This window comes from Vibrio sp. T11.5, from assembly GCF_027587155.1.
GTDB classification, from domain to species: Bacteria; Pseudomonadota; Gammaproteobacteria; order Enterobacterales; family Vibrionaceae; genus Vibrio; species Vibrio neptunius.
The window spans coordinates 528,373-553,322 of record NZ_JAPPTP010000001.1; the positions used below are offsets into that span (position 1 = coordinate 528,373).

Annotated in this window: 21 protein-coding genes and 1 pseudogene; 10 read left to right on the forward strand and 12 right to left on the reverse strand. The window is 43.8% G+C overall.

Annotated elements, in window-relative coordinates; translation table 11 throughout:
- Positions 1-309 precede the first annotated feature (309 nt).
- The 3 genes from OH455_RS02440 (at position 310) to OH455_RS02450 (ending at position 4,351) form a co-directional block, all read left to right on the forward strand.
- Positions 310-2,397, forward strand: a complete 2,088-nt coding sequence (locus OH455_RS02440; RefSeq protein ID WP_269980218.1) for a ferritin-like domain-containing protein — start codon at positions 310-312, stop codon at positions 2,395-2,397.
- A gap of 65 nt (positions 2,398-2,462) precedes the next feature.
- Positions 2,463-3,491 carry an MNIO family bufferin maturase gene (gene bufB / locus OH455_RS02445; RefSeq protein ID WP_269980219.1) on the forward strand — a complete coding sequence of 343 codons (1,029 nt, stop codon included), beginning with the start codon at positions 2,463-2,465 and terminating at the stop codon, positions 3,489-3,491.
- The gene (locus OH455_RS02450) at positions 3,488-4,351 is read left to right on the forward strand and encodes an HvfC/BufC N-terminal domain-containing protein (protein ID WP_269980220.1); all 864 of its coding nucleotides are present in this window, start codon (positions 3,488-3,490) and stop codon (positions 4,349-4,351) included. The genes bufB and OH455_RS02450 overlap by 4 nt, the downstream gene beginning before the upstream one ends.
- A gap of 154 nt (positions 4,352-4,505) precedes the next feature.
- Here the strand turns inward: OH455_RS02450 and OH455_RS02455 are convergent, their stop codons facing one another.
- Positions 4,506-7,688 (reverse strand): hypothetical protein, encoded by a 3,183-nt coding sequence (locus OH455_RS02455; RefSeq protein ID WP_269980221.1) that lies wholly within the window; start codon positions 7,686-7,688, stop codon positions 4,506-4,508.
- A gap of 434 nt (positions 7,689-8,122) precedes the next feature.
- On the opposite strand from OH455_RS02455, the gene OH455_RS02460 reads away from it, so the two are divergent.
- Positions 8,123-8,446, forward strand: coding sequence for a hypothetical protein (locus tag OH455_RS02460; RefSeq protein ID WP_269980222.1), 324 nt, complete (start codon positions 8,123-8,125; stop codon positions 8,444-8,446).
- 116 nt (positions 8,447-8,562) lie between these two features.
- Here the strand turns inward: OH455_RS02460 and OH455_RS02465 are convergent, their stop codons facing one another.
- Positions 8,563-9,201 (reverse strand): DUF2628 domain-containing protein, encoded by a 639-nt coding sequence (locus tag OH455_RS02465; RefSeq protein ID WP_269980223.1) that lies wholly within the window; start codon positions 9,199-9,201, stop codon positions 8,563-8,565.
- 77 nt (positions 9,202-9,278) lie between these two features.
- Between OH455_RS02465 and OH455_RS02470 the strand changes: the two genes are divergently transcribed.
- A complete protein-coding gene (locus tag OH455_RS02470; RefSeq protein ID WP_269980224.1) occupies positions 9,279-9,530 on the forward strand; it encodes a hypothetical protein in 252 nt (83 codons plus the stop codon).
- A 192-nt stretch (positions 9,531-9,722) separates the two neighbouring features.
- Here OH455_RS02470 and OH455_RS02475 read toward each other — a convergent pair whose 3' ends face one another.
- Together OH455_RS02475 and OH455_RS02480 are read right to left on the reverse strand one after the other, a co-directional pair.
- On the reverse strand, positions 9,723-10,049 hold the full coding sequence (locus OH455_RS02475) for a hypothetical protein (RefSeq protein ID WP_269980225.1): 327 nt from the start codon (positions 10,047-10,049) through the stop codon (positions 9,723-9,725).
- Positions 10,050-10,381: 332 nt separating this feature from the next.
- Positions 10,382-11,623 (reverse strand): annotated as a pseudogene (locus tag OH455_RS02480) (S8 family peptidase); the annotation flags it as partial.
- Positions 11,624-12,447: 824 nt separating this feature from the next.
- Between OH455_RS02480 and cspE the strand changes: the two are divergent.
- Positions 12,448-12,660, forward strand: coding sequence for a transcription antiterminator/RNA stability regulator CspE (gene cspE / locus OH455_RS02485; protein ID WP_206368988.1), 213 nt, complete (start codon positions 12,448-12,450; stop codon positions 12,658-12,660).
- A 342-nt stretch (positions 12,661-13,002) separates the two neighbouring features.
- Complete coding sequence (locus OH455_RS02490) at positions 13,003-13,149, forward strand: hypothetical protein (RefSeq protein ID WP_206369045.1); 147 nt, start codon at positions 13,003-13,005, stop codon at positions 13,147-13,149.
- Between the two features lie 333 nt (positions 13,150-13,482).
- Here OH455_RS02490 and OH455_RS02500 read toward each other — a convergent pair whose 3' ends face one another.
- The 5 genes from OH455_RS02500 to ectA all read right to left on the reverse strand — a co-directional run bounded on the left by OH455_RS02500 (position 13,483) and on the right by ectA (position 17,813).
- Positions 13,483-13,878: a DUF2391 family protein gene (locus tag OH455_RS02500; protein ID WP_045977333.1), complete on the reverse strand. Its 396-nt coding sequence runs from the start codon at positions 13,876-13,878 to the stop codon at positions 13,483-13,485.
- Between the two features lie 205 nt (positions 13,879-14,083).
- Complete coding sequence (locus tag OH455_RS02505; RefSeq protein ID WP_269980226.1) at positions 14,084-15,508, reverse strand: aspartate kinase; 1,425 nt, start codon at positions 15,506-15,508, stop codon at positions 14,084-14,086.
- Positions 15,509-15,579: 71 nt separating this feature from the next.
- Positions 15,580-15,966, reverse strand: coding sequence for an ectoine synthase (locus tag OH455_RS02510; RefSeq protein WP_269980227.1), 387 nt, complete (start codon positions 15,964-15,966; stop codon positions 15,580-15,582).
- A 12-nt stretch (positions 15,967-15,978) separates the two neighbouring features.
- Positions 15,979-17,247 (reverse strand): diaminobutyrate--2-oxoglutarate transaminase, encoded by a 1,269-nt coding sequence (gene ectB / locus OH455_RS02515; protein ID WP_269980228.1) that lies wholly within the window; start codon positions 17,245-17,247, stop codon positions 15,979-15,981.
- Between the two features lie 11 nt (positions 17,248-17,258).
- Positions 17,259-17,813, reverse strand: coding sequence for a diaminobutyrate acetyltransferase (gene ectA, locus OH455_RS02520; protein WP_269980229.1), 555 nt, complete (start codon positions 17,811-17,813; stop codon positions 17,259-17,261).
- 550 nt (positions 17,814-18,363) lie between these two features.
- On the opposite strand from ectA, the gene OH455_RS02525 reads away from it, so the two are divergent.
- Positions 18,364-19,140, forward strand: coding sequence for a substrate-binding periplasmic protein (locus OH455_RS02525; protein WP_269980230.1), 777 nt, complete (start codon positions 18,364-18,366; stop codon positions 19,138-19,140).
- Between the two features lie 69 nt (positions 19,141-19,209).
- Here OH455_RS02525 and OH455_RS02530 read toward each other — a convergent pair whose 3' ends face one another.
- Entirely contained in the window at positions 19,210-20,058 is an 849-nt protein-coding gene (locus OH455_RS02530) for a LysR family transcriptional regulator (protein ID WP_269980231.1), read from the reverse strand.
- A 134-nt stretch (positions 20,059-20,192) separates the two neighbouring features.
- Between OH455_RS02530 and OH455_RS02535 the strand changes: the two genes are divergently transcribed.
- Positions 20,193-20,873 (forward strand): FMN-dependent NADH-azoreductase, encoded by a 681-nt coding sequence (locus OH455_RS02535; protein ID WP_269980232.1) that lies wholly within the window; start codon positions 20,193-20,195, stop codon positions 20,871-20,873.
- 203 nt (positions 20,874-21,076) lie between these two features.
- Here OH455_RS02535 and OH455_RS02540 read toward each other — a convergent pair whose 3' ends face one another.
- Entirely contained in the window at positions 21,077-22,201 is a 1,125-nt protein-coding gene (locus OH455_RS02540) for a hypothetical protein (protein ID WP_269980233.1), read from the reverse strand.
- Positions 22,202-22,795: 594 nt separating this feature from the next.
- On the opposite strand from OH455_RS02540, the gene ribD reads away from it, so the two are divergent.
- A complete protein-coding gene (gene ribD, locus OH455_RS02545; RefSeq protein WP_269980234.1) occupies positions 22,796-23,890 on the forward strand; it encodes a bifunctional diaminohydroxyphosphoribosylaminopyrimidine deaminase/5-amino-6-(5-phosphoribosylamino)uracil reductase RibD in 1,095 nt (364 codons plus the stop codon).
- Between the two features lie 62 nt (positions 23,891-23,952).
- Here the strand turns inward: ribD and OH455_RS02550 are convergent, their stop codons facing one another.
- Positions 23,953-24,867, reverse strand: a complete 915-nt coding sequence (locus OH455_RS02550; protein ID WP_206368981.1) for a LysR family transcriptional regulator — start codon at positions 24,865-24,867, stop codon at positions 23,953-23,955.
- Positions 24,868-24,950: the final 83 nt, after the last annotated feature.

Sequence of the window (24,950 nt, forward strand, 5' to 3'; positions counted from 1 at the left end):
TTCGACCATCACTGGCATCAGAGCTTAAACCGTTAGCGTTTTGTCGTTGAACATTTCATCTATGGTGGAGGGTTTATCACCTAATTTGGTGTCTAGGCTCATTCAATTAATCCACAAATCGTTTAGCAGAAATAACAGGGAGGTGATGAATTCTACCTATACCCTCTGCGCCCGAATCGAGTTAAGTGCATTTCTGGCGGAATAGAAAATCCACCATATACTTTATGTGTCTTAATGCACATAGGTATCAATAAGCCTTTGTTGTGTTGGACACCAATTATAAAAGTATAGAAAGCAAAGGAAGCAATTATGGATTTTCAACGTTTGGCCGGGTTACAGTTAGAACGTAACGCGCAGTTAACGAACAGAGACATTAGCCATTTGTTGGCCGATGTAAACGCCGTGCGTTGCCTGACTCAGGCGGCGATCAATGTCGAGCTGTTCACTATACCGCTATACATGACCACTATGTATTCAATACATGGTATGCACTCAATCACAGGAGAGGGTAATGCGCTCTATCTCGGTCGCCGTTGGCCGGGTATTTCGCCCACGCCTAATCCACAAACCGCCAATGAGCAAGCATGCAACTTGATCTTCAGTGTTTTTATTCAAGAGATGCTGCACTTGCAAATGGCCGCTAATATTCACAATGCTTTAAGCAACACTGTAGCAGGTAGCGAAGCAAAGCCAGCAGATTTTAACTCGCCATTGTTGATGAATGCTGACTACAGCTGGATTTGTTACGGTGATGATAAAACCACCATTCCGCATGTTTTAGACCTTACCGATTTGTCCGAAGCGCCGTACAACAGGGTGAAGGTGGCGCTGGAAGAGTTAAATGATAACAGCATTGATCTGTTTCTTTTGATTGAGGAGCCATCGGATGTTCTCGCCAGTCGTATCTGCCCCAAAAAACGGGATAAGTACATTGCAACCAACGGTCAGGGCGTTGATGGTAGTGTGCCTTTTGCTGGTTGGAGTGCAAGCTCAACCGAAGCAGAGCTGCCGCTATTTGGTACGATTGCAACAATGTATGAATGTCTAGCTGCGTATCTAAACATCACTTATAGCGATGGTAATAGCCTATTTAGTAAACTTTTCGATCCGAACTCTATTCAACAGGACTTATTCAATACCGAAGAGGCTGGCCATCCACTCGCCGAGTTCCCACGCATGAAAACCGTGGTAGATTCAAAAGATCTCAACCAAGCGAAAAGGCAAATCTTTCAATTGATGAACGCGATCACGGATCAGGGTGAAGGAGCGACCATGAAAACGGAGCCAGCTCACGACTTGCCCGCCGGTTTGGTTGGCGCTCCGGTCGAGCCGAACTACCAGCCTAACTTCCATGCGTTGCAAACCGATTATAAGCAGTATGATGAACACGGTGACGAACTGCCGATGTCTGGTGCTGCCCATGCTCGATTTTTTGGTGGTGTCGTCGATCACTATGATCGTTTTCAGCAGGTGAAAGGCTTGTTGGAATCGGGCGAAATCACCACTTGGGTAGACTGGCACGGGAAAGATGCCAATCAATGGCAGGCTGACGATTTGCAGACAGCAGAGTATAAAGATAACCAATATGCTGCGGCGTTGCCCTCTGCTGAAGCGGTCTCAACAGCGCTCAATAACCTTAAAGCCGGAGGCGATGATCAATGGGAAGAAATGAGTCATGTCGCAATTGGAGCAATAGCTGGCATTACTACGGTACTTAACAAGTATTGGACAAACAAAAACGTCGACTTCCCTTTCCCATCCATGTCTGGCTCGGGTGATCGTGTCTCAATTTGCTGGGCGGTGTTTGGTCGAGCTCCCGATTTGTCGCTAACCAAAGATGATGCAGACTACCAACGTATTCCGGAACACGAGCGCGATTATCTTTATCATGCGTGTCAAGGTATGGCACTACAACCCGGCCCAGATGAACCGAAGAATGGCTGCGCATCGAAACAGATATTTCACACCTGTCGCGGCTCGAATAGCTGTAAAGCGGAAGGCGGTTGTGGATTCGTGCAGAAAACCTCCGGAGGTGGCGCTGGTTGTCGAAGCCTCAGCGCTACGCCGAGCAATAAGAACGCAGTCCAAGCAGGCTGTGGTGCGCCAGAGTTATATTCACCTCCGGCCGACAATGCCTGTGGTGGTCTAGGCGGTTGTGCGGTACCGATTTCTGCATCACAACTCTATCCCGACAGTGGATTAATGCCGATCTATCAACTTCGAGCCGGAAACGCTCCAGAGCAGATCCCCAACGATGGGGTACAGTTTGCCAAAGGCGATGCCGTGTATGACGTTGCTTGGCAAGCATACAGTAAAGCGTTAGCCGTGGATGGAAAAACCGCCGTTGAAAAACCAGAGCCTTCTGATTTACGTTTGGCGTTTCCACCCTCTACCTAATGGCGAATCCCAATTTGCAGATTGATTAAGCGTTTGGCCCTACCTACCTTGTGGGAGGTAGGGCCATGATGACCATAGATTCAGTTGGAAGGATGCCAATGCGCGACATCTCAGATACCTCCAGTTCTTCAACCGCAACGATCTCTAAATCTCATCAAGAACTAAGTACTTCAATGGGATTTGGTGTCGGCCTCCGCTCATGCCATTTTGCTTGGCTTGAGCAACACCTATTACCAGAGCAAAGTGGTGTTGATTGGTTTGAAGCCATCAGTGAGAACTATCTCGATCACCACGGTTATGCTCGTCACCTACTCTTTAAGCTTCGAGAACACTACCCGATAGCCCTTCATGGTGTCTCGATGTCAATTGGTTCGAGCGAACCTTTGAATGAACACTACCTCAGTAAACTGCGACAATTATGCCAAGACCTTGAGCCAACATTGGTTTCCGACCACCTCTGTTGGACAGGAATTCAGGGTATTAATAGTCACGAGTTGCTGCCGATCCCATTTACCCAAGAGAGTCTTAACCATGTGTGTGCAAGAGTGCAACAGGTTCAAGACTATCTGCAAAGGCCACTTGTTATAGAAAACCCCAGCACCTATTTTGCTTTTCAAGAAAATGATCTCCAAGAGTGGGAGTTTCTTGCTCAGTTGGTACAGCGTAGCGGTTGCCGCTTGTTATTGGATGTCAATAATGTATATGTGAGCGCGAAGAACCTGGGCTTTTCAGTGAACGACTACATGTCTGGTATTCCTATGGATGCAGTGGTGCAATGTCATTTAGCGGGTCCGACCGATTGTGGTACTCATTTGATTGACACTCATGACAAACCAGTACCGACAGCAGTGTGGCAGCTCTATCAACAAATGCTTGAACAAGCAGGCAGGCCAATATCAACATTGCTTGAATGGGATGCCAATATTCCTGAATTTCCAAAGTTGGTCGACGAGTTGAACATTGCCAAATCTGTATTACAAGGGCACATCCCACAACGCGAACCAATGAAAGTAAACCAAGATACGGTGCTATCGACCCCCATTTCCGATGCGCTTGGCCGGAAACAGTTTCATTCTGTGCAGGAGGTCGAATGAGCTCAACCAGTGAGTTAGCAGCACGCCAGCAGTGGTTGTTAGAGTCGATTCTACAAGGCCCCAAGGCCAATCAAATGGCAAGTCACTACATCATGGGAACAGCAGAGTTATCGTCGTCGGCACGTTTGGCTATTTACCAAGATGGTTATCGTTTACGTTTGTTAGAGTGCATGGAGGCAGAGTTTCCGGCATTGCAGCACTACCTAGGCGAGGCGTTGTTCCGCCTGTTTAGTTTAGGGTATCTGCAACAGCGTCCGTCACGTCACTATAGTTTGTATCAATTGGGCGAAGACTTCGCCAACTTTCTTGACGCAACACGCCCTCGTCAACATAGTGGTCAACCCTATGCAGTAGAACTTAAGATCCCGGAGCAATTGGCAAGGCTGGAGAGGGCGCAGGCAAACGCGATCCGCGCTCCTGGAGTTCAATATGACCAAGCGCCGGACTTGGGTGGCTTGCTTCAGCTCCCCGCGCTAGCATTGCCTGACAGCAGTGAATTAGTAGAGCACGATTTTGCCTTGCGTGACTATATACTGGCCGCAGATCGCCATACGACCGCACTTGAACAAGGTTTGTGGGCTGAAAAGCCGACTATGCCCACGCTTGGGGCCGAGTCTGTGCTCGTTTATCGTCATCACTTTCAGGTAAAGATGGCTCAGCTTGAGCCTTGGCAGGCTGATGTTGTACGGTCCCTCGGTCTGTTTGGTCAGAAGGAAACAAACCGCTCGCCCACCCCCGTTGCTTGGCAGACATTGGTTGAACACAATCAGTTGCCGGAGAGCGAATTGCTGATGAAACTCAGCTTATGGTTGCCTCAAGCCCTGAAAGAGAATCAGCTTATGTTGGTTAACTCACTCTAGGAAGCAACTGCCTCAAGACCATGTTTTAGGGACATGACTGTTTTAGTGTTTTAGGGAAAGGCACCATAAGTTGACGTCGTTGGAGTGGATGACATCCAACGCCCACCTCAGTGAGCGCTGGATGTTATCAAAGCGTCAAACACTGAGTTGAGGCTTAATCCTGATTCTCCTCTTTTTCCCGCATAAAGAAGTCATACGCTTCACTGGCGGTCAGCGTTGCACTGGTCTGAATCTCTTCCAAATGGCGGAGTATCACAGGGGTAAAGGGGTTTTCGTCAAAATACCAGTCCGTATCAAACGCCTCAAACTGACGCAGATAAAAGGCATAGGCCAGCTCACCCTCAAGCCCGGCTTGTGTAATAAGTCTCACCATTTCAGCTGCTCTTTTAGGCTCGTTTTCCGTGCCATCTGGGAACTTGTTATCCAAAATATCAAAGAAATCATCAATGTTATCCAGGTTATCGCTGGCAAATAAAAACGCCAATAACTTTTGCCATCGGGCGTCAGAGGCGCATAGCAGGGTTGCACAAATATTCCTTGTGCAATCCCAGGGTTTGCCTCGGCTGAGCCTGGTCAACACTGTGGGTGTTATGTCGGCCAGGGAGAGTTCGCCGATCAGGTAGCCCATCAATGCATGGACAAGCGCCTCACATTCAGCTTCATCCGCGTCTGTGTTATCAGAAAAAAATGCGGCCAATTCAGGGACAAGCTCAGCAGTGACGAGCACATTATACGCGGCTTCATCAAACCCCGGATACGCAAAACCGAGAAAACGCTGCCTGTGTTTGTCGTCTAAAAGGTCAACCGCTGCACTTATCGCCTCTGAGATCTTTCGCTCTTTTCTAGCCAGCATCTCTGGCTCGTTCGGGTCCTGCTCGTCTTTTTTTCTATAGCGATTGAGCAGGCGCAAATAGGCATCCCTCAGGCCGTTATCATTGTTAAACCCATCGACATGTTTGCGCACTTGGGCTTTTTGAATCATCACAATGCGCAGTAAAAATGCGTATTTCTCATTGATTCCCAGATCGGTAATAAAATCGCAAAACGCTTCAATTTCATCGTTCGTGGTTTGATAGGTGTAAACACCGCTTTCGGAGAACTCATAAAAGCTCACCAACAGGGTTTTGGCGGGAAACAGCTCCAGCATCAAGCCATACAGCGCTAATAGCTGTTTTTTCAACGGTGCAGGCGCCACTTTGGCGGCATAAAGCATAGAAGCCAATATCATGCCCACATCATCAGATACAACAAAAACATCGCTGTGCAGTGTACCTGTCTCCTCATCTGGGCTGGCTAACAGCTCGCGGATACAGGCCAGCGCCTCATCTTTAGACACCGCTTGCGCCGCAGGCTCCTGCTTCATCAGCTTGGCAAACAGGCTATTGCCCCCGGATGCCTGAGATTCAACATAGGCTTTGATTTTCTCGGACAGAGCCTGAGCTTTTTCATCACAGTCTAATTCGTGATGCTGCGCCATCTCCCGATAGAAGCTCTTAAATACGTGCTCGCTGTAAAACCCGGCCAGCGCACCCAGATGTTCGCTGGGGGTAAAGGAGTTCGCTTCCTGACACAAAATATACGCCACGCTCAGCAATTGAGTGCCTCTGGCGTAGTCAATCTGATTGAGACCAGGGGTCACTGCCAAAATATCTGGGTCGGTATCCTGATAGGCACGCAGAATTACCTCATCCAGCATCTCGCCAAACAGGGCTTCATCGCGCTTAAAAAAGTCGTGTAACTCCTCGAGCCTAGCGCGACCAAAGGTGTTTATGGTGTCTTCATTTATCAGGCCATACACCCTGTCTTTTATCTCATCTTTACTCAGCGCTTTCAGGGTATAGCGCTTCACCGCGTCTTTTTTCGAGCACAACTCAAATTCATCGACCACCTCTTTGAGTTCACTGCCGCTGAGTTCTTTTTGACCCAGCAAACGCACCAATACGTCTAAGGTTCGCAAGCACTTTTGGTCTTGCTCGGCTTCGCCATCGTCTACGATGCCAAAGAGCTCCGGGTTGAGATAGGCAACAAAAAAGCGCTCCAGAATATCTGACAGCTCTACGTCATGGTCAAGTTCTTCGGACGGCTCAAAACCACCCGAGCCAAAGTATTCAAAGCGTTTGAAGATGTACAACTTCTTGTCACGCGCCAGCTTGCGGATATTGGTGGGCACAAGCTCGTCCAATACCTCGGGGCACTGATTGTGTTCGATATAGGCAAGAATCTTCTCTCCGTTATCGAATCCCTCTAAAAAGAAGGCCTTGTTCGTCTCGTATTCGCTGTCTTCGTTGTACTCCTGATAGAAGGGATCATCACGAGTGTCACCTAAGGTTACCCCTTCATACACAGGTTCACTGTAGTAATACACCTCAGCCAATGGCACATCTTTGACCAGCTCGAACAGCGTCTCATCCAGCGCCTCAAGTACCTCAGACATAGGCCTGCCGTGAAAGTCCAGTTCACCAAACTCTTGATCGTCTTCGTCCCACTCCTCGTTTTGGTTCGCGGCATCATCCCTCATTTCATCAAAACAAGATTCCAACTCTTCGCTTAACCATAAGCTTTGCGTGTCCACAGGCCTGCGAGTGAGCGAGGCTTTCAGCGCCTGTACAAAATACTGATACTTTTGTTCATCGGCTAAAAAGCACTTGAGCAAATTGGGCCTAAACCTGCTCCAGTCAGAAAAACCTTCTGCCATCGCGCTCATGAGATTCGGACAACGGGTACTGGCAAGAATATCCAGCATCATGGGATCATAACCATACTTGTCAAATAGATAGGTGATATCCCCGGTACAGTGATAGCCCAGTTGGTGATAATCGCCGTTTGGCGGAACAAACTCCCCTATCAGGTAAGCGTATTCCGGATATTTTTCCGCCAGTAACACCAATAGATACGTGCCGAAGATGGAGCTGGAAGAGAAAAACAGCTCGTTAGAAGAGTTGACTCGAATACTGAACTCAACCAGCTCCTGACAAATACGCAGCACCAGAGGTTTAAACGCTTCATCTGCCAGAGCGTGTTGAAACACAGTGACATGCGAGAACTTTAAATACACATCCGAGCGGTTGAGCTGCTCTAATTCCAGCTCAGATAAGCGTTCCATTTGCTCAAAGCCGGGATCATTAATACTGCCAAATCTGGCCATACCCTGAATTTGCTCCGGGTCCTGCAGATCTGAGGTTTGAAACAGCCTGTTGTCATGTGAAACAAACCCTCCCACCTGATTAATTAGCTGGCCGGTCTTGTACACCGCCTGAAGGTGAGATTGAAAGGTTTCCAAAGCTTGTTGCAGTGAGGCTTTATCCTGAAGATTGACGGGAATTATTTGCGGTTTCATTTGCGCTCTCAATTGTGGTGACAAATCGTAATAAAGAATGATTTCACCACAAGTAAAGCGTCAAGAGTAACTAAATAATTCAATAAATTGAATCATTTATATTTAATTGACCCAGTAATACATGGAGGATAAAGAACTGCAACAAGTGATTTAAGGGAAGTGATTTAAGGACAGTGATTTAAGGACAGGCACCCGAAGTGATTTAAGGACAGGCACCAATCCTTCCCCCCGCCCTCTTGCCACTAAACTGCCGCGGTAAGTGCCGTTGAAAACGAAAACATAGTGCAACCTAGGTATTAATTTGTCGGATTAAACCTGTATATTGAACAAGCCGCAAGTCACACTGGGCAATGTATTGCTGATGGTATTGAAACGTGTATAAGTAAAAACATTTTTAATGGCTTCAGTATGAGCTCGACTTTCTAGAGGAACAGATGTCAGACATAAAACCACTATTAGGGTTGCTATTCTTCGTATGGGGAGGGGTCTATTTTTATCATCTTGTCGTTTACTCTTTGGGCGATAAAAAGCATATCAATCAATTGGTCGACAACTTGGCTAAAGAACCTCAACGTTTTAAGAGCATCAATGACATTGCTATGAATAGCGTAGGCGCTGGGGGGCTATTCTCCTATTTCTGCCTGATTTATCCTTTTATCAGGCATCGAAGAAGAGAAAAGAAACGTTCTTTTGACGTTTTTATGGGCTTAAATTGGGTATTTTTTATGACTATCCTTTATGTATCTGTTTTTGTCTAAAAATAGCGAGCGGGGTAAGAAATGACAAAAGACGTCCTAAGACGTCTTTATGGAAGAATGAAGCGGAGAGTGAAGGACTCGAACCTTCAACACGTCACGCGACGCTTTAAAAGCGATTACTCGATGGCGCAAATCACTTCTTGACCATGAGAGTCGATCTCTTCCTGGGTCACTAACATCACGTACGAACCGCAAGGCACTCTAACGGCATTGGGATCATCAAAGCCGGCATAGGTCGAGTAGGTGTGAGTCACTTCGTAGTAAAGGGTGCCTCCCCAAATCGTTACACTTAATGCTAGGAACCCAAGCACACTGGATTTGTTACACCACTTTGCTGGCATCCAGTCCCACAGCTGCTCATTGTGAAACGTTTTTCGATACAGGTCGTAGTTAGCCCACTGAGCGCATAGCGCAGAAGAGGGTCCCCAATACACCACATTGGGAATGACAACCCCGGTGAAAAATTCAATCATCGCTAGGGCTGCTACCCATAACAACGTAAAACAAAGGATCACTGCGCCTTTCAGGTGCATACGTTTATAGAAGTAGTACATGAAACCAAAAATAAACGCCGCGATGTTGAACATAATCGAATAAGACCATCGTTCTTTAAACGATAACTGGCGAAAAGCGTCGCTTTTTAACATCATTGCGTGGCTAAGTTCATCGGCACCAAATTGTCTTAGTAAATGAAAACGACGCTTCCACTTATCACTCATGTCTAATTCATCGATATCACACGTATTGTTTTCCAAATTACTCCCCTTGTGGATGTTTGTTTATACCGTCACCATTCACCACACGAACCATCTAAAATGAATAACAATGACAAATGCGGTTACAATCCGAGCCAGCCAATGGCTTGGGTAATAACGTTAGGAAAACTCTCGTTGAAGTGCGGAGACAATATCGAAGTAGCCAGTCACAAGTGCAACAAACACGTCGACCTCGACCAACTCGACGTTCTTTTATCGCTTTGTCATTGCGTGATGACTCAAACCCGGTGTCGGTGAGTCGAATCTTTATTGGCGTCGAGACTAACGAACTTTACTTAAATGATCAATACACAATGAATTTTATCTAAACCATTGAGTTAAAGAGAAAACCTTAACAAGAAATAGCTATTCTTCTTGCCGTTAAACTGCCGCGGTAAGAGCAGTCAAAAACGAAAAAAGACGTCATTTAAATTTGCTAGTCAGTACGAGAACCGCTTCTCGACGGCATATTGAATCATTTGAGGATTTGGTGATGTCGATGATTTTGGGTCATTAACCCTTTATACAAAAATTAGGACAGAGAGCACTGTCATAAAAAACAACCAATTTAAACACATAAAAATGTCAGAAGAATACTTCTTTTCTCTTCTTCGATGCCTTACCAGAGGATAAACTAAACAGAAGTATGAGAATAGACCACCCGCCCCGATACTATTCATAGCAATGTAGTTTTTATCCTTAAAGCTTTCTGGCTCTTTCGCTAAGTTGTCTATTAATTGATTAATATGCTTTTTGTCGCCTAAAGAATAAACGACAAGATGATAAAAATAGACACACATCCACACCAGAGAAAACATTGCTGCGCTAGAAGCTATTGTATCTGTCATACTTAAAAACCTTTGATTAACTGCTCTACAGATAAATTATTGAATCTTGCATTCAATATGAACTCACTCACCCTATCTTATACTTATTCAGTCAATTAGAAACAGGCACCAAAAGCGCTAATACTTACAAAGCCACGATTAGAGAAGCAAAGGTTTAGCGTAAAATTGGCGATATTCAGTATTCATTGACTGCCAATTTTTAGAAAAATGCCAGTCAGCAGAATACTGACTGGCATAATGATTTAAGGTTATGGGGGCAATGAGTTGCACCGCTGCCACCAGCGACTGGTTGGCCGTTAGTCACTCACCCTCAGGAATCAATGTGCCAAGCCACTGTCGGTTAGGCTATATAGCAGCTTGTTGACGGTACCTTTAGTATCACTAACTTTGTTTGTGCTCGCACGTTGGCTGATCAGTGTTGATACTTGAGCTGGTGACAGAGTGTTGTTTTCTTGCAGATACAGGGCCGCGACACCTGCTACGTGAGGTGTTGCCATCGATGTACCACTAATGGTGCGGTAACCACCATCGTACCAAGCCGATTTGATATTCGCACCGGGCGCAAACACGTCAACACAGCGTCCCCAATTAGAGGAACTTGCACGTCTATCGCTGCTGGTTGTTGAACCAACAGTCACACCGCTCGCTTCGCGAGCTGGTGAGGTGTTACAAGCGTCAGCGTTGGAGTTACCAGCTGCAAGCATAAAGCTGATACCTGACTGAACCGCGCTTGCTACTGCTTGATCTAACGCGGTTGAAACGCCCCCACCTAAACTCATGTTGGCCACCGATGGGCCAGAGGCGTTGGCCGCTACCCAATTCACACCGCCAATGACACCTGAAACGGTACCAGAGCCACGACAGCTTAGTACACGTACACCGACAATATTGACGTTTTTCGCCACACCGTATTGAGCACCACCAATGGTTCCCGCTACATGAGTACCGTGACCGTTACAGTCAGTCGCGTCACTATCGTTGTCGACGAAGTCATAGCCTGATCTTGCACGGCCACCGAATTCAACGTGAGTGTTTGTCACACCAGTATCGATAACATATGCTGTCACACCTGAACCATCGTAGTTGTAGGTGTAGCTGTTGCTGAGTGGTAAATCACGCTGATCGATGCGGTCTAATCCCCAAACAGGATTGCTTTGATTAGCGTTCGCCGAGATAAAAGGATCGAGCGAGATGATTTGGTCTTGTTCAATAAAGTCGACTTGTTGATCAGCACGCAGGGCTTTCAATTGTTCATCCGAAAGGGTAGCGACAAAACCACTTAACGAGCGGTCATAAACTTTATCGATTTTAACGGCGTGTTGGCTAGCAAGACCAGACACCGTTTGCTGGGTAAACTGCTGGAGGGCTTGTTGATCGTTACTCATCGTCAGTGGTTGTTTTAGTACAACGATGTATTGATTCTTAATCGCAGATTTTGCCGACGCTGTCATTAAAGGCGCAAGCATTGGGTCCTCAGATGCAATGGCTCCTCCTTCGTTTTGTTGCGCAAGCCCCGAGGTTGAGACGACTGAAAGAGTCGAGGCAATACAACAAGTTAATAATTTCTTAAACATACTGTCTTCCTTTGAATAGTAAAAGAGATTGTTGAACATGGCCTACTACAAACATCAAGCATGTCTAGTGGACTCTCTCGTTGTGCCAAAGAGAACCTGATAACAAAATCCACACTATGCACTTATTCACAATGTTGCATATTGTTGTTTTAGTTAATCTATGAATATGCGCGCGGTTTATAAAATTATTGAAATTGAGTTTTTACTATTTCTCAATTGGTGGGATAAGAATCAAAAATGAGAGCTTTTGCTCTATAAAGTGAAATCTAAGTGCTATGGCAATAGTGATTTATTTTGCATGAGTCAATGATTTAAGAAATAATTTAAATAATTTAGGGACAGGCACCAAAAACTCACACGATAAACGTTGCTAGGACTTGGTCTAACTCGCCTATATCCTATTCCGTGCTAGGGCGCTAAATGCATAAACTTGCTCAATACAGAGCCGAGCTAGCAATACTGAAGCAAGCTCATTTCTGGCCTAACATTTGAGAAAATCTTGTCTATGTACTGCTGCATTCAGCGCCTTTCTGCAAGTTTTAAACAATATGTTTGGTAACTCCATATGGAGGCACTGTTCAAGACTGTTTTAACTAGCTGATTCACGGTAAATAAAAAATAGATGAAGAAATGTATATCTATTTTTTATTTACCGTGTATAGTAAAAACAAGCTCAAACAGTGAGCTATTGATAACTTATTTAGTTCAAGCTTTTCTCAGTTCTCTATCGATTTGATTCATCATCTCTATCCTGCCCTGTGATCCCTTTTTCTTCATTTCTTATTTAGTAGCTTTATTTTTTTAATCAATCTATCGAGATATACATGTCAAATAAAACGACTGGCTCAGTAAAATGGTTTAATGAAACAAAAGGCTTCGGCTTTATCACTCCAGATAACGGCAATGCTGACGTATTTGTTCATTTCAGATCAATTGCTAGTGATGGCTTCAAAACATTAACAGAAGGCCAAAAAGTTACCTTTAACGTAGAGCAAGGTGGCAAAGGCCCCCAAGCGGCTGACGTTACTGTAATGTAAGATTTTCGAGAGATCTTGCTGACTTCCTAGTTACGGGGAGATCTCTCTGCTTTAGCACTTAAGAAGGAGTGAAGCGATCCGAAGAACGAATCAGAAAAAATACCTTAGGAAAAAAAGCTAATTGTACCAAATTAAATATTATCTTTATCGCAATAATACCTCTTGGTCTTCGACCATAAATCAGTTAAATAGTGATAATTTAAAACGTCACATCCTTCCCAGAACAAATACGGCTTGCTTAAACTTTTCGTTTTTTGAGTCCGAAGGTACTGGAAAAATAATGAATTCACAAAATGTAGTCATAGGACATTTTGCTATTTTTTAGGCCTAGGAGGCTATATTTTGAAAAAAACATCGAAACGTGATTTGAAAGCAAAAATTGTCGAAAGTAATGAAAACGGTGAGCGTAAAGAAACCGTTCACGAGATTAGAAAGAAGATCGAGAATATTCTATTAGAGCGTGAGCAGAAAAAACTATGGGATCTATGAAATGAAAATGAAACCAGCGGCTAAGAAATCAATTAAGAAAATTAAATAGAGCAACTTTGAAGAGAAATTTTCTCTTATGGTAGCTGAATACAATAAAGCTAAAGACACTCTTGATGCTATGGTGGAAGGCACTCCCGAGTACACCAAACAGAAAAAAACTGCGATAGGTTGTTTGCAAGCGCTCAACAGTTCATAAATGCCAATTAACCCCTACTCTTTCTATAAACACATCCATATTGCGGTATCTTCCGACATAATCGAGCTATCTCTTTTACCAAGCTTAGTGAGTACTCATTCGCATTAGCTCATAGCTCCAACTGTAAGAAGCATCACTCATTCCTTATCAAAGCTATCAACAACAATCGCTCCCATGGACGCTGGCATAGAGATAATAATGACTCGTTTGAGTGCAACTAGCGGCTCTGAGATAAGAGGAAGTTTATTGATGCAAAACAGAACCAGCATAACCACTAAAGTTGTGATGAGATAGGCAACAACGATACGCAGTACGAAAACAAATTTACGATTGACGATATTACGCTGAAATACACTTTCAAAGGTGTATAAAGCAAGAAAAACCATTGACAACAAGAGCAGCATAAATAGGTTTTGTAACGGCAATGTTTCTCCCATACGCCAAGCTTCTTCTGAAAAAGAAATTGGGACCGCGAGCGCAAATGCCCCAACAAATATCTGACTCGCGTCTTCGAAATTAAAACTGTACTTCACAATAGTCTCTCGGTTTTTTCCGTACTTGAGGACGACAGGTCATGGACGCAGGCCTTTTTAGTAAGTATGAGGTTAAGTTTAGCCTCAATACTAAATGAAAGCTCATTCAGGAACAAAGAGCGGCACTTTAAAGTTAGAAAGACCGCAGATTAGCTCAAACGTTTCATTCGCATTGAACGCAGTGAAAAGAGGGACTGGTTAGCGATCAAACAGCGACACTGCGTACTAGAGTTTGCTGGTCAAAAAACACCTCATGCAACGCGCAAATAGAAGGTTGATACTCATCGTCATCCACAACAAACTGAACATTCACATTTCTTACGGAAGAATGCACGGCGATGGGCGTGATGTTTTTTTCCATAAGCGCCAATACACCTTTTGCAAGCGCTTGGTTGGTATCAAACTGCGACCCTATCGCGGAGAGCAGTGCAACCATTCGACCTTTAATATTGGCGCTGGGAAACCTTTTCTCCGTTTTGTACAGTACCTGATTTAATGCTTCACTGCTGCCAGTGAGATAGTAGGTCATGGAGTTCGCATTCATCTCCTTGCCGACCAGTTTTACTCGCGTATCGGTGATGATTTGCATAAGTTCGTAACTGAGTTTGTCAACGCAACCGACCATGGTTTGGTCGAACAGATGTAGAGCAAACACTTTCTCTTTGCCTGCAATGATTTCTACTCTATCCATGGTTGGACGAAAAGATCCAGAGATCAGTGTCCCCGGATGTTGAGGTTCGAAAGTGTTCTTAATCTGAAGTTCAATACCGCTTTCACGTAGGCCGGCCGCTGCATTAGGGTGAATCGCTTCCATACCTAGATTGGCCAGCTGATCGGCAACGTCATAGTTTGTTTCACCCAGCGGTTTCACTCTGGCAGACCCAACAACACGCGGATCGGCGGAGCTTAAGTGGTACTCTTTATGAATGATGGCCAAGTCCGCTTTGGTGATTGAAGCAATCCGGCTAAACGTCATTTCGCTATAGCCACGGTCATAAGTCGACATAAGCCCTTCTTCACAGGAGGCATAACCCGTAACGATAGGTAACTCTTTACTTAAATCTATGCTGGAAAATGCGTCAACAATGCAATCATCCAGGCTCTTTGGTATCTGTGTATCCCAACCAGACAGATCAACAAGCCTTGCATTGATACCACAGTTTTTGAGCTTCAACGCCGTATTATAAGCACTGTGCACTTCACCAATAGAAGCAAGAAACTCTCTGACCTGTGGAAGGTAGTGGCGAAGTGAGAACTGCCCATATTGGCAAGTTTCCAGTATGTTTGAGATACATACTTTCGCTTCGGAAATTCGTGAGCGGATAAATTTATCTGCACGAAGACGATTCATTGGATCGGCAAAGATATTCTCGTTAACCAGAAGCATTCTGTGCTCTAAATAATCCAGCGCTTGCTTCCAACCTTCTTCTCGTTGAGCCACCAATTGATATACACCTGGCTTACCTGTTTTTTTACACTCTAATAAGGCATCGGTGATCCCACCGTAAGCGGATACCACAAATACCCGGTTGTACGTCTGATCATCGTTATCTTTAATCAAAATATTATCTAGAACAGCATCGAATGCTGTCATAGAAGTACCGCCGATTTTCTCTACGGTATAAGTCATGATAGGTCCTTTTGCTGATAGTATTAAGAGAGTGTTACTAGGCCGTCTCTAGGCCCAGCTTGTGCGAGTTGCTAATCAATCAGTGGGTAAACACCATTCTCGTCATGAGTCTCTTTTCCCGTGATTGGAGGATTAAACACGCACGCCATTACCATTTCTTTACCTTGGTAAGCGCGAAGGTAATGCTCATCATGCTTATCTAAAATGTATAGCGTCCCTGGTTTAATTGGATAGGTCTTGCCCCCTACCACTTCGATTTCACCTTCACCACTCATACAGTAGACCGATTCCAAATGGTTCTGATAATGGATGTGTGTCTCTGTATTTTCAAAAATAGTTGTGATGTGAAATGAAAAGCCCATGTTGTCTTCTTTAAGCAACATGCGGACACTTTCCCAAGTTTCTGACGCGACTCTACGTTGGCTGTCACGGCATTCTTCTAATGTACGAACAATCATTGATTTCCCTAATTACGATGCTTTTTTAAATTGCTGTTGGCGGACGATTTCAACCGCATTTTGGAAGATATCTAAGCCTTGTTTTAACTCAGATTTTGTAATAGTTAGTGGCGCAAAAAATTTGATAACTTCATTATTCGGCCCGGCCGTTTCAATCACTAAGCCATTATCAAAGCATGTTTTTGCTACTTCACTTGCTAAATGCCCATTGCAACACTCTATGCCGATCATCATTCCACGCCCCTTTTGTTTTACGAACAAATCAGGATGGCGAACTAGAGTTGAGGAGATTTGCTCAGCAACTAAGGCAGAGCAATTTGCGATGTGCTGTTCGAATGGTTGGCTATCAGCCCAGTACATTTCGAGTGCTTGAGTGGCCGTCACAAAAGCGTGATTATTACCACGGAAGGTGCCGTTATGTTCACCGGGGCTCCAAATATCTAATTCTGGCTTCATCAGAACAATGGCCATTGGTAGACCATAGCCAGCAATAGATTTTGATAAGGTCACCATATCAGGCTTTATCCCTGAAGGTTCAAAGCTGAAAAAGGTGCCCGTTCGTCCGCATCCTGCTTGGATGTCATCCACAATCAGCAATATGTCATTTTGTTTGCACAGTTTGCTAAGGCGTTGCAACCACGCATCTGAGGCGACATTAAGCCCACCTTCACCTTGTACCGTTTCAACAAGCACAGCAGCAGGTTTGTCCAAGCCAGAAGAGTGGTCGCTGAGCATCGTTTCAAACAATGTGAGGCCATCAATATCAGCATAACCTTCAAAAGGCAGCCGCGTGATGTTGTTTAAGCTAACCCCTGCGCCCTGGCGATGATGCTGATTACCCGTGGCTGCCAATGCTCCAGATGTACAACCATGAAAACCATTGGTAAACGCAACGACTGAACTGCGTCTTTTCACCTTTCTGGCTAACTTTAATGCTGCTTCAACTGCGTTAGTTCCAGTTGGGCCAGTGAACTGAACTTTGTAGTCTAGCCCTCTTGGACTAAGAACATAACTTTGTAAGGCTTTAAGGAACTCCCCTTTTGCACCAGAGTGCATATCGAGCCCGTGGGTAATACCATCAGACTCAATGTATTCGAGCAATGCTTGCTTAAATATTGGGTTGTTATGACCATAATTGAGTGCTCCAGCCCCAGCAAGAAAGTCTAGGTACTTTTTTCCTGACTCGGTTTCGAGCCAGCAACCTTTTGCTTTGGTAAACACAACAGGGAAGCTATTACAGTAAGATCGTACTTGTGATTCTTTCTTGTTAAAAATATCCATGATTAGACCGTTTATCTATCTTCTTGGTTGATTGTATTTAGTGGGATTCGATACAAATACTCTGTATCGTGTTTGCCCTTGAAATGCGTCTTTTGATCGAGAAACGTCGAAACGCTGCCTTGATTACCATTCTTAGCATCAATCTTTTTGAACAGTGCCCAGGATGCCCCGTTATCACGAGTGATCGTCGTTTCAATAGCCTTCACCTCCTGCAAAGCTTCTCTTGAGAGAAGCGCTCTTAGCATCTGGTACGCAAGCCCCTTACCACGATGTTTTGGAGAAACTGCGACTTGCCATACGAAGAGAGTATTTGGTTGTTCCGGTTTGAGATAACCAGAAACAAAACCTGACACTTCATTCTCATGGCGAGCGATCAGGCACGTTTTCCGAAAGTGGGTTGATTGCAGGAAGTTACAATACGAAGAGTTAGTATCAAGTGGTGGACATTTGGCAATGAGGTTAAAGATGTCGTCACCGTCATCCGCGCTAGGCTCACTAAACGAACCAAAATTGTCGGTCCCTTTTCCGATCTCAGGAAACACTACCCAAGGTGCTGAAATGATCATAGGAATGTGCATTTACTTTGTACTCTAAACAAATTCACGTTCATTATCACGCTAGCCATGGTCCAAATGGCAAGAATTGGCGTCATTAAGCCTAATTATTTGTGATGAAAATCACAAAATGTAGCCTATGTGATAATTTGAACACTAATTATTAGAGTTTAAATCAAATTCTCATTGGTAATGATATCACTCAAGATTCCCAGCCTACCTAGGGTTGAATGTTCAAAAGTCATGACACTCAATAAATTCAACTTTTTCATAAACTTAAATCAACCCTGAGTGGCGACTGCGGTAAGTGTTATTATGGAATGGTTAATTATTAGCACTGCATTGACACCAACTTTTAGTTAGAGATCTAATTATATTTAGCTGTGTGAGTCGATACTCAAGTTTTGCTGGCAATCAATTACACTGGATTGGGAAAAGAACCGTGTGATTTAGGGACATGCACCAATGGCTCAATTCCAGCATTTTTCGCTGATTTCCCAACCAATCCAGAGCGCCCTAGTATACTTTCCATAATGGACTCCTTTCATCGAGGTTTTGTGTCATGAGAAAGGTATTTTTACACGTGATTGTTCTCCTTTTTTCTTTCCAAGTGATGGCTTCAGCGACATCATGGAAAGAGTTAATTTGGATAACCGAAGAATACCCACCCTGGACCTATTCTGACAATGGCGTAGCCAGTGGTATATACGTTGAGCTCCTAGAGGCGATTTGGGAAAAAAAGAACGTCGAACGGACTCGACATGAGATACAAGTACTGCCTTGGGCGCGAGGGTTCAAACACTTACAGACGGTTCCTGGTACCGTGCTGTTCTCAATGTCCAGAACACCGGCAAGAGAGCAGTTGGGATTCTTATGGGTTGGCCCTGTGTTGAGTGAAAACCGCATTGCATTAATCGCGAAGAAGGGGCGTTTCGATAGCTTAACCACGATGGAAGCCATTAACGCAACGTTTGATTCTGATACCATTGGCGTCGTCAATAAAGACAGTGGTGAGAACTTTTTCTTAGAAAACGGCGGAGCAGATGTGTTACTGCACAAGGTTCATTCGGGGGAGCAATTAGTCAGAATGCTTCAATATGACCGAGTTGACGCGATTAGTTATGCGATGTTTTCAACTCACCATTACTTAGAAAAACTGGGCGAGTCCTTTTCTGATTACGAAGTTCTGTTATACCTAAGCCCAGTTGGGAATGGAGGCTACTTTGCTTTGCACAAAGATACTGACCCAAGACTGGCTGCAAGCTTTCAGGAAGCGTTTGATCAACTTCAACAAGAAGGATTCATTAAAGATCTGGCAGAAAAGTATGCGCCCAAATAGTTTCCCTCCCCGTTCATTTCGCGTCGTATGATTTAGCACAGGCAGCAAAAGCTTTTGCGATACTGGTAGCTATTCAAGCAACGCTTGTAACCATTCTATGAACTTAAAGTTGTGTCGAGAAAGGCGCTTTTCTTTATTCGCTATGTAGTAACAAAGCTGAGAACGGATAGCTAGGGTGTTCATTTCAGCTAACACACCAGCCTTTAAATAACCTTGAATGAGCGTTCTTGAACAGAATACATAAGCGTTTTCTAGTAAAGCTTGCTGTATACCAAATAACTCTTGATCGAAATATCTCACGTGAATTTGCTTATTCACCAAGCCGTTAAGTTCCAACCATGATTGCAATGGCACGTTGGGTAAGCTGCTGTTTTTCCAATCAGTGGTGTAAATCGTTATTTTCTCTTTTTGGTCAAATTTAGCATCAGTGTTGGTATTGCCAAATAGATTAAACTCTTCGAGTTTGATGATATCCATGCTTGATTGTTGAGCAGTTTCACCTAACCGGATAGGTAAGGTGAAGTTATTAGCATCAATGTTCTCACCACTTGTAATATTTACGTCAATCTCGGGGTATAACGCATAGAACTCTTGAAGAGCGGGGATCAAAACCAAAGCAGCAAATGACGACGTAGTGGTTACATTAATTTTTTTATCTTTTGTGGTAATTTTTTCGATTGCCGTTTCAATAGATTGAAATCCATGACTGGTAGCAACGGCGAGTTCTTTGCCGAGCTCCGTAAGCATCACTTTTCTTGCTTTTCGTATGAATAAGGTAACGTTTAGGCGCTGCTCTAGTTTATTTATATGATGTGACACCGCAGTTGGGGATATGGATAATTCAGCCGCAGCGGCCTTAAAGCTGCCTAGCCTAGCAGCCGACTCAAATGCCTTAAGTGCGGGTAAAGAAACTTGCATGATGGTGACTCATTAAACAATAAAAAGGAAATTTAGATGAATTTTACTCACCTGTAAACGCATTTTACTCGTTTGTGTTTGCCTTCATGAAGTAGAAAAATGGCAGACAGGTTAAACAAGAAAAGGCACCTAAGATGAGTGTTATTCTACATATAGATTCGAGTGTTAGAGCAATTACGAATGTAAACCCACAGCACGACTCCATTTCAAAAAAGATAGCTAAAAGGTTTATAACACAGTTTAAACAGCAAGCTGCGATAGATGAATACATCTACCGTGATGTTGGAATCAATCCTCCTCAGTTTATTACTCAAGATTGGATAGGTGCGGCATTCACACCCGAGCGGAAAAGAGACCATCTACAGCAACAGATCTTGAAACAGTCAGATGAATTTATTGCAGAGGTCGAAAAAGCGAATATCCTCGTCATTTCTTCGCCAATGTACAATTACGGAATGCCCGCGCAGTTAAAGGCTTGGTTTGATCAAATCATACGTATCAACAAAACCTTTGACTTTGATTTGGCGCGCGGCGATCAACCTTTGTTGCCTCTCTTGTCTGATAAGATTTTAGTCATCGTTACGTCAAGTGGTGAGTTTGGCTTTGAAAAAGGGGGAATAAATGAAACATCCAGCCATTTGGTACCGCATTTACGCACTTTGAGTAAATATTTAGGTGTGGCTGAGATTTACGAAATAACATCTGAGTATCAGGAGTTTTCTGATAATAGGCATGAAAAATCTTTGCAAATGGCAGAGTTAAAAGCCGATAAAATCGCGTCTAAGTTAGCTGGAAACGAGATACTGAGTCTTTAAACATGCTAGACAGTCCATTTCACTCGTTCAGCAATAAGTCGAAAAAGGTGGGCTACCTATTTCATCAATAAAATTGATTTAAGGACAGGCACCAAAAGACCCTAAGCTGACTGCTCTTTTGTCGTTAAGCGGCAAATGTGAATGCGGCTAGAAACGCAAAAAGACGTCCAACGACGTCTTTTTGGTGTGTGTCCCGAATATCTCTACTCTTGCTTTTTGTTATCTTTAGATTTACATACCTTACTAGTCTGGGCTGTATCCGTTTTGGGCTGCCCTATTTTTAGGTTGCTAATTGCGAGCTGACTTGCTTCTAGGTCACTTCTCAGCAAACGAATGTCTGACTTGATCTGGTTGTCCACCTTGGTCAGTAATTCAATCGCCTCACCATCAGGGTTCACATCTGTTGATGGCTGCCTTTTGACCTGTTGTATAGAGAAACTTATCTGGGAGTAATTGATAGATTTCACTTTGCCTATAAGTTCTCCACCAGTGTCCATACAATGAATGGCGTCACGAATGTCGTTATCTGACAACTCACCTTTCATGATCTGCAACTGACGACGATGATAGAAAGGAGTGATGTAGGTTGAGCCTGAATTTGCGCTTCTCATGAATAGTATGTCGCCACTCTGAAGATAAATTGACTTGGCGTTATCTGCATACAAGCCGCATGGCGTAAAGGTCATTTTGAACGAGGTCACGATATCATCTTTGAACATAGAGTTAACGGTCATATTACCAATATCATTGACGAGTTCTGTTACTTCTGGATTTTGAAGCGAAGTGCCAGAAAGTTTCACGAGCGACCTTGATAGAGTACTCAACTTTTTAAATGCTTCTTGTCCATTTTTTTTGTCAAACTCATGTACTTTCACTTCAAAAACAATGCTTTCGTTGCCATCGTTTTTACCTGTATAAACGGGTAAATTAATGAAGTTGGCTGGCTCACCTTTTTTTCTGCCATACGTTGTGTATACCAGATAATCTTGAATCGATGGTGTGTTCTTTCCACCGCTGACCGAAATGAAATAACCAAGCTCATTGTCGGACGTTTTTTTCGTCTCACCTTCGCTAAAGTTTTCCTTTGGACCATCTGCCCCACCCCAGAATACAGCGGAGTTTAGGATGATTTTAAACTCCTCATTTTCTTCAATACAACGGGACGGGTCAGGGTGGTGGTAATCTGGGCTATACGCTAGTTGATTTGAAGCTTTTGAAAAATAATACGTGGTTCCCACATACCTATCGTCCAGCGGGTTACTGCTACAACCCACTAATGTAGCGAGTATTGAACTAACAAAAACCACCTTCGCTCTTAAATTGACCATGCAATCATCCTTAATTGTTATGACGAATAACTTACTATGCACGAATACATAAAGCGTATGTGTATAAAAAGTGAAAATTGAGGCAATAGGCAAGTTAATCGGATACTTCACCTAGTCGTAAATGGCTAAGGCTCTAAAGGCACTTTTCTTAGCAACCCCTCCCCCCATAGGTCTTCTTCGACTTTCCCTCCTTGTCTAAATCGTCATCATCGGGGAAGAAGACAATGTCAATAACCCTAGGTATACGTTCACAATGTGATCGTTAGCTTCTGGTTGAGTTGATTCGCTTTCTTCAATACAGCCCCCACTAGCTCCGCCCGACTTTGGACTTAAAGAAGTTAAAAGATCTAATATATTTTTGCATTACCAATATTTACAAATTAATAAATAAAGTGTTATTTATTAATAAATGGCAAACCTAACCCTTATATTCTTTAATATTTATTCCACTATAATAATAAATTGATATATTTATTTATCACTAAGCATTACCTTTTGAACTGCGTCAACTTGTTCGTGAATTATTAACTATTTAAAATTATCTAACATGATAACATTTGATAATTATATAAAGTTATTAAAGGCAAGATTAGAATGCATAATAAATATATGCAATTGGCGTTACAGCAGGCTAGAAAAGGCTGCATGTCGACAACCCCGAACCCAAGAGTCGGTTGCGTGGTGGTTAAGAATGAGCAAGTCATCGCGACCGGATTCCATCAAGTCGCAGGAAGTGCGCATGCAGAAGTCAATGCGCTAACAGGCGACCTTGCTCAATACGAGGGCACCACTATTTATGTCACTCTAGAGCCTTGCTCTCACTTTGGGCGCACACCTCCTTGCTGTAACCTTCTCATTAGCGCTAAACCGAGCAAGGTTGTTGTCGCAATGCTAGACCCCAACCCTAAAGTGGCGGGCAGAGGTGTAAAAGCGATACAAGAAGCCGGAATTGCAGTAGAAGTAGGATGTTGTGAAGAAGAAGCGCTCCAACTCAATGAAGGCTATATACGCAGAATGCAAGGCTTACCGCCGCGGGTTGTAGCCAAGGTGGCCGCAAGCCTAGATGGTAAAGTGGGATTAAAAAATGGCCACAGACTTGGGCTTATCAATGATAAGTGTCGCCACGATGCGATGCGGTTACGTGCAGAAAGTTGTGCTGTTATTACCGACATCGATACCATGCTTGCCGACGACCCATTGCTGATTGCACGGTTCGAAACAGAGCATATCAAGCAACCTGACATTATTATTCTCGATTCCAAACTGAGTCTTCCAATAGACTCACGGGTCATTACACAACACTGCGACAGAAAAGTGATGGTTCTAACCACATCCCTCTCTGCACAACCAGAGAAAGAAAAGCGGCTGTCTGACCTCGGCGTTACAGTGATCAAGGTTGAGCATTATGAAGACAAGGTCTGTTTAAGCGACGTTAAACAGTGGTTAGCAAACACTGACTATCACAACATTTTGGTCGAGTCAGGGCCGACGCTAATATCAGAGTTTATTCAATCGAAGATGTTAAATGAAATAGTCATCTACCAAGCACCTATATTACTCGGTCACGATGCGATAGATTTATTTACATGTAAAATAACGGCACTTTCTGCCGCACCAATTCTACAGCTTGATAAAATAGAAAATATAGAAAGTGATATTAAATTAACTTATAAATTTAATATCGACTGATCATTTGAGACGAGGATGGTGCTTCATATAAAAATAGTAATGGAGCACCATAGTGGGAGTTTTTATTTATTTTCAGTTGAGCTTAATACTCTACCGATCATTTTTCTCAACCAAATATGAGCCGGATCCGTCGCCTTTCTACGGTGCCAAATCATATCGAAGTCAAAGGTGTCGATGTGGAAAGGTGGCCGAAAAACCGTCAGCTGTTGATTACTATCGACCGATTCCAATGCTCTGGCTGCGACCGTTAGGATAAGATCCGTGCCGACCACTAACTCACCGGCTGTTCTCCAGTGTGGCAGGATCATACTGATGTTTCGTTTGTGGCCTATTTTGTTGAGTGACTGTTCAATTTCGTTATCAGTCCCTTCTCTCAACGCCACCAGCAGATGAGATCGCGCCAACCAAGCGGCTAAATCTAAGTAACCACACTCGGGTATCGTTGAACTATCGGCGACACAGACAAACTCTTCATTGAATAGCGTTTCGACTTGCAGCTCTTGACCTATTTCAGGAAATACGCCAAACGCAAGATCGGTTTCCCCATCAATAACACTAGCGATCATTGCATCTCTGCTGCCTTGTGTCACAACCAGCTTAATATTGGGGGCTATGGCTCTAATTTGTCGAGACAGTTCAGGCAGGATCACTTTCGCACCGTAGTCCGACATCGCAACGCGAAAAGTACGACTGGCCAGATTAGGGTCAAACTCCGGCGGTTCAAAGAGTGTCGTCAACTGATTGAGCGCTTCGTCTAACGGTTTCAAAAGCTCCTCTGCTTTAGGCGTGAGCTCAAGTTTGCCAGACTTCCTAATCAGTAAAGGATCATCAAATGTTTTTCTTAGATAGGCCAACGAGTGACTCACTGCAGGCTGGCTTTTATTCAGCCTTACCGCTGCCCGTGAAATGTGTTTTTCAGACAACAATGCCTGTAAGGTAACCAAGTGATTAAGATCGACTCGTCTTAGGTAGTTCATATTATGCATTTGGATGACAACGATAACTTAACTCATTGTACAGAATATAAATTTCTAGACAAACCTATATTCGGTAAAGTCTT

Excerpts from the sequence above, each read along its gene's own strand:
- ectA (WP_269980229.1), bottom strand. The coding sequence starts at position 17,813 with ATGATCATTTCAGCACCTTGGGTAGTGTTTCCTGAGATCGGAAAAGGG.
- ectB (WP_269980228.1), bottom strand. The coding sequence starts at position 17,247 with ATGGATATTTTTAACAAGAAAGAATCACAAGTACGATCTTACTGTAAT.
- OH455_RS02530 (WP_269980231.1), bottom strand. The coding sequence starts at position 20,058 with ATGCAAGTTTCTTTACCCGCACTTAAGGCATTTGAGTCGGCTGCTAGG.
- OH455_RS02535 (WP_269980232.1), top strand. The coding sequence starts at position 20,193 with ATGAGTGTTATTCTACATATAGATTCGAGTGTTAGAGCAATTACGAAT.
- cspE (WP_206368988.1), top strand. The coding sequence starts at position 12,448 with ATGTCAAATAAAACGACTGGCTCAGTAAAATGGTTTAATGAAACAAAA.
- OH455_RS02475 (WP_269980225.1), bottom strand. The coding sequence starts at position 10,049 with ATGACAGATACAATAGCTTCTAGCGCAGCAATGTTTTCTCTGGTGTGG.
- bufB (WP_269980219.1), top strand. The coding sequence starts at position 2,463 with ATGATGACCATAGATTCAGTTGGAAGGATGCCAATGCGCGACATCTCA.
- OH455_RS02550 (WP_206368981.1), bottom strand. The coding sequence starts at position 24,867 with ATGAACTACCTAAGACGAGTCGATCTTAATCACTTGGTTACCTTACAG.
- OH455_RS02455 (WP_269980221.1), bottom strand. The coding sequence starts at position 7,688 with ATGAAACCGCAAATAATTCCCGTCAATCTTCAGGATAAAGCCTCACTG.
- OH455_RS02505 (WP_269980226.1), bottom strand. The coding sequence starts at position 15,508 with ATGACTTATACCGTAGAGAAAATCGGCGGTACTTCTATGACAGCATTC.
- ribD (WP_269980234.1), top strand. The coding sequence starts at position 22,796 with ATGCATAATAAATATATGCAATTGGCGTTACAGCAGGCTAGAAAAGGC.
- OH455_RS02460 (WP_269980222.1), top strand. The coding sequence starts at position 8,123 with ATGTCAGACATAAAACCACTATTAGGGTTGCTATTCTTCGTATGGGGA.
- OH455_RS02470 (WP_269980224.1), top strand. The coding sequence starts at position 9,279 with ATGCGGTTACAATCCGAGCCAGCCAATGGCTTGGGTAATAACGTTAGG.
- OH455_RS02510 (WP_269980227.1), bottom strand. The coding sequence starts at position 15,966 with ATGATTGTTCGTACATTAGAAGAATGCCGTGACAGCCAACGTAGAGTC.
- OH455_RS02525 (WP_269980230.1), top strand. The coding sequence starts at position 18,364 with ATGAGAAAGGTATTTTTACACGTGATTGTTCTCCTTTTTTCTTTCCAA.
- OH455_RS02450 (WP_269980220.1), top strand. The coding sequence starts at position 3,488 with ATGAGCTCAACCAGTGAGTTAGCAGCACGCCAGCAGTGGTTGTTAGAG.
- OH455_RS02540 (WP_269980233.1), bottom strand. The coding sequence starts at position 22,201 with ATGGTCAATTTAAGAGCGAAGGTGGTTTTTGTTAGTTCAATACTCGCT.
- OH455_RS02440 (WP_269980218.1), top strand. The coding sequence starts at position 310 with ATGGATTTTCAACGTTTGGCCGGGTTACAGTTAGAACGTAACGCGCAG.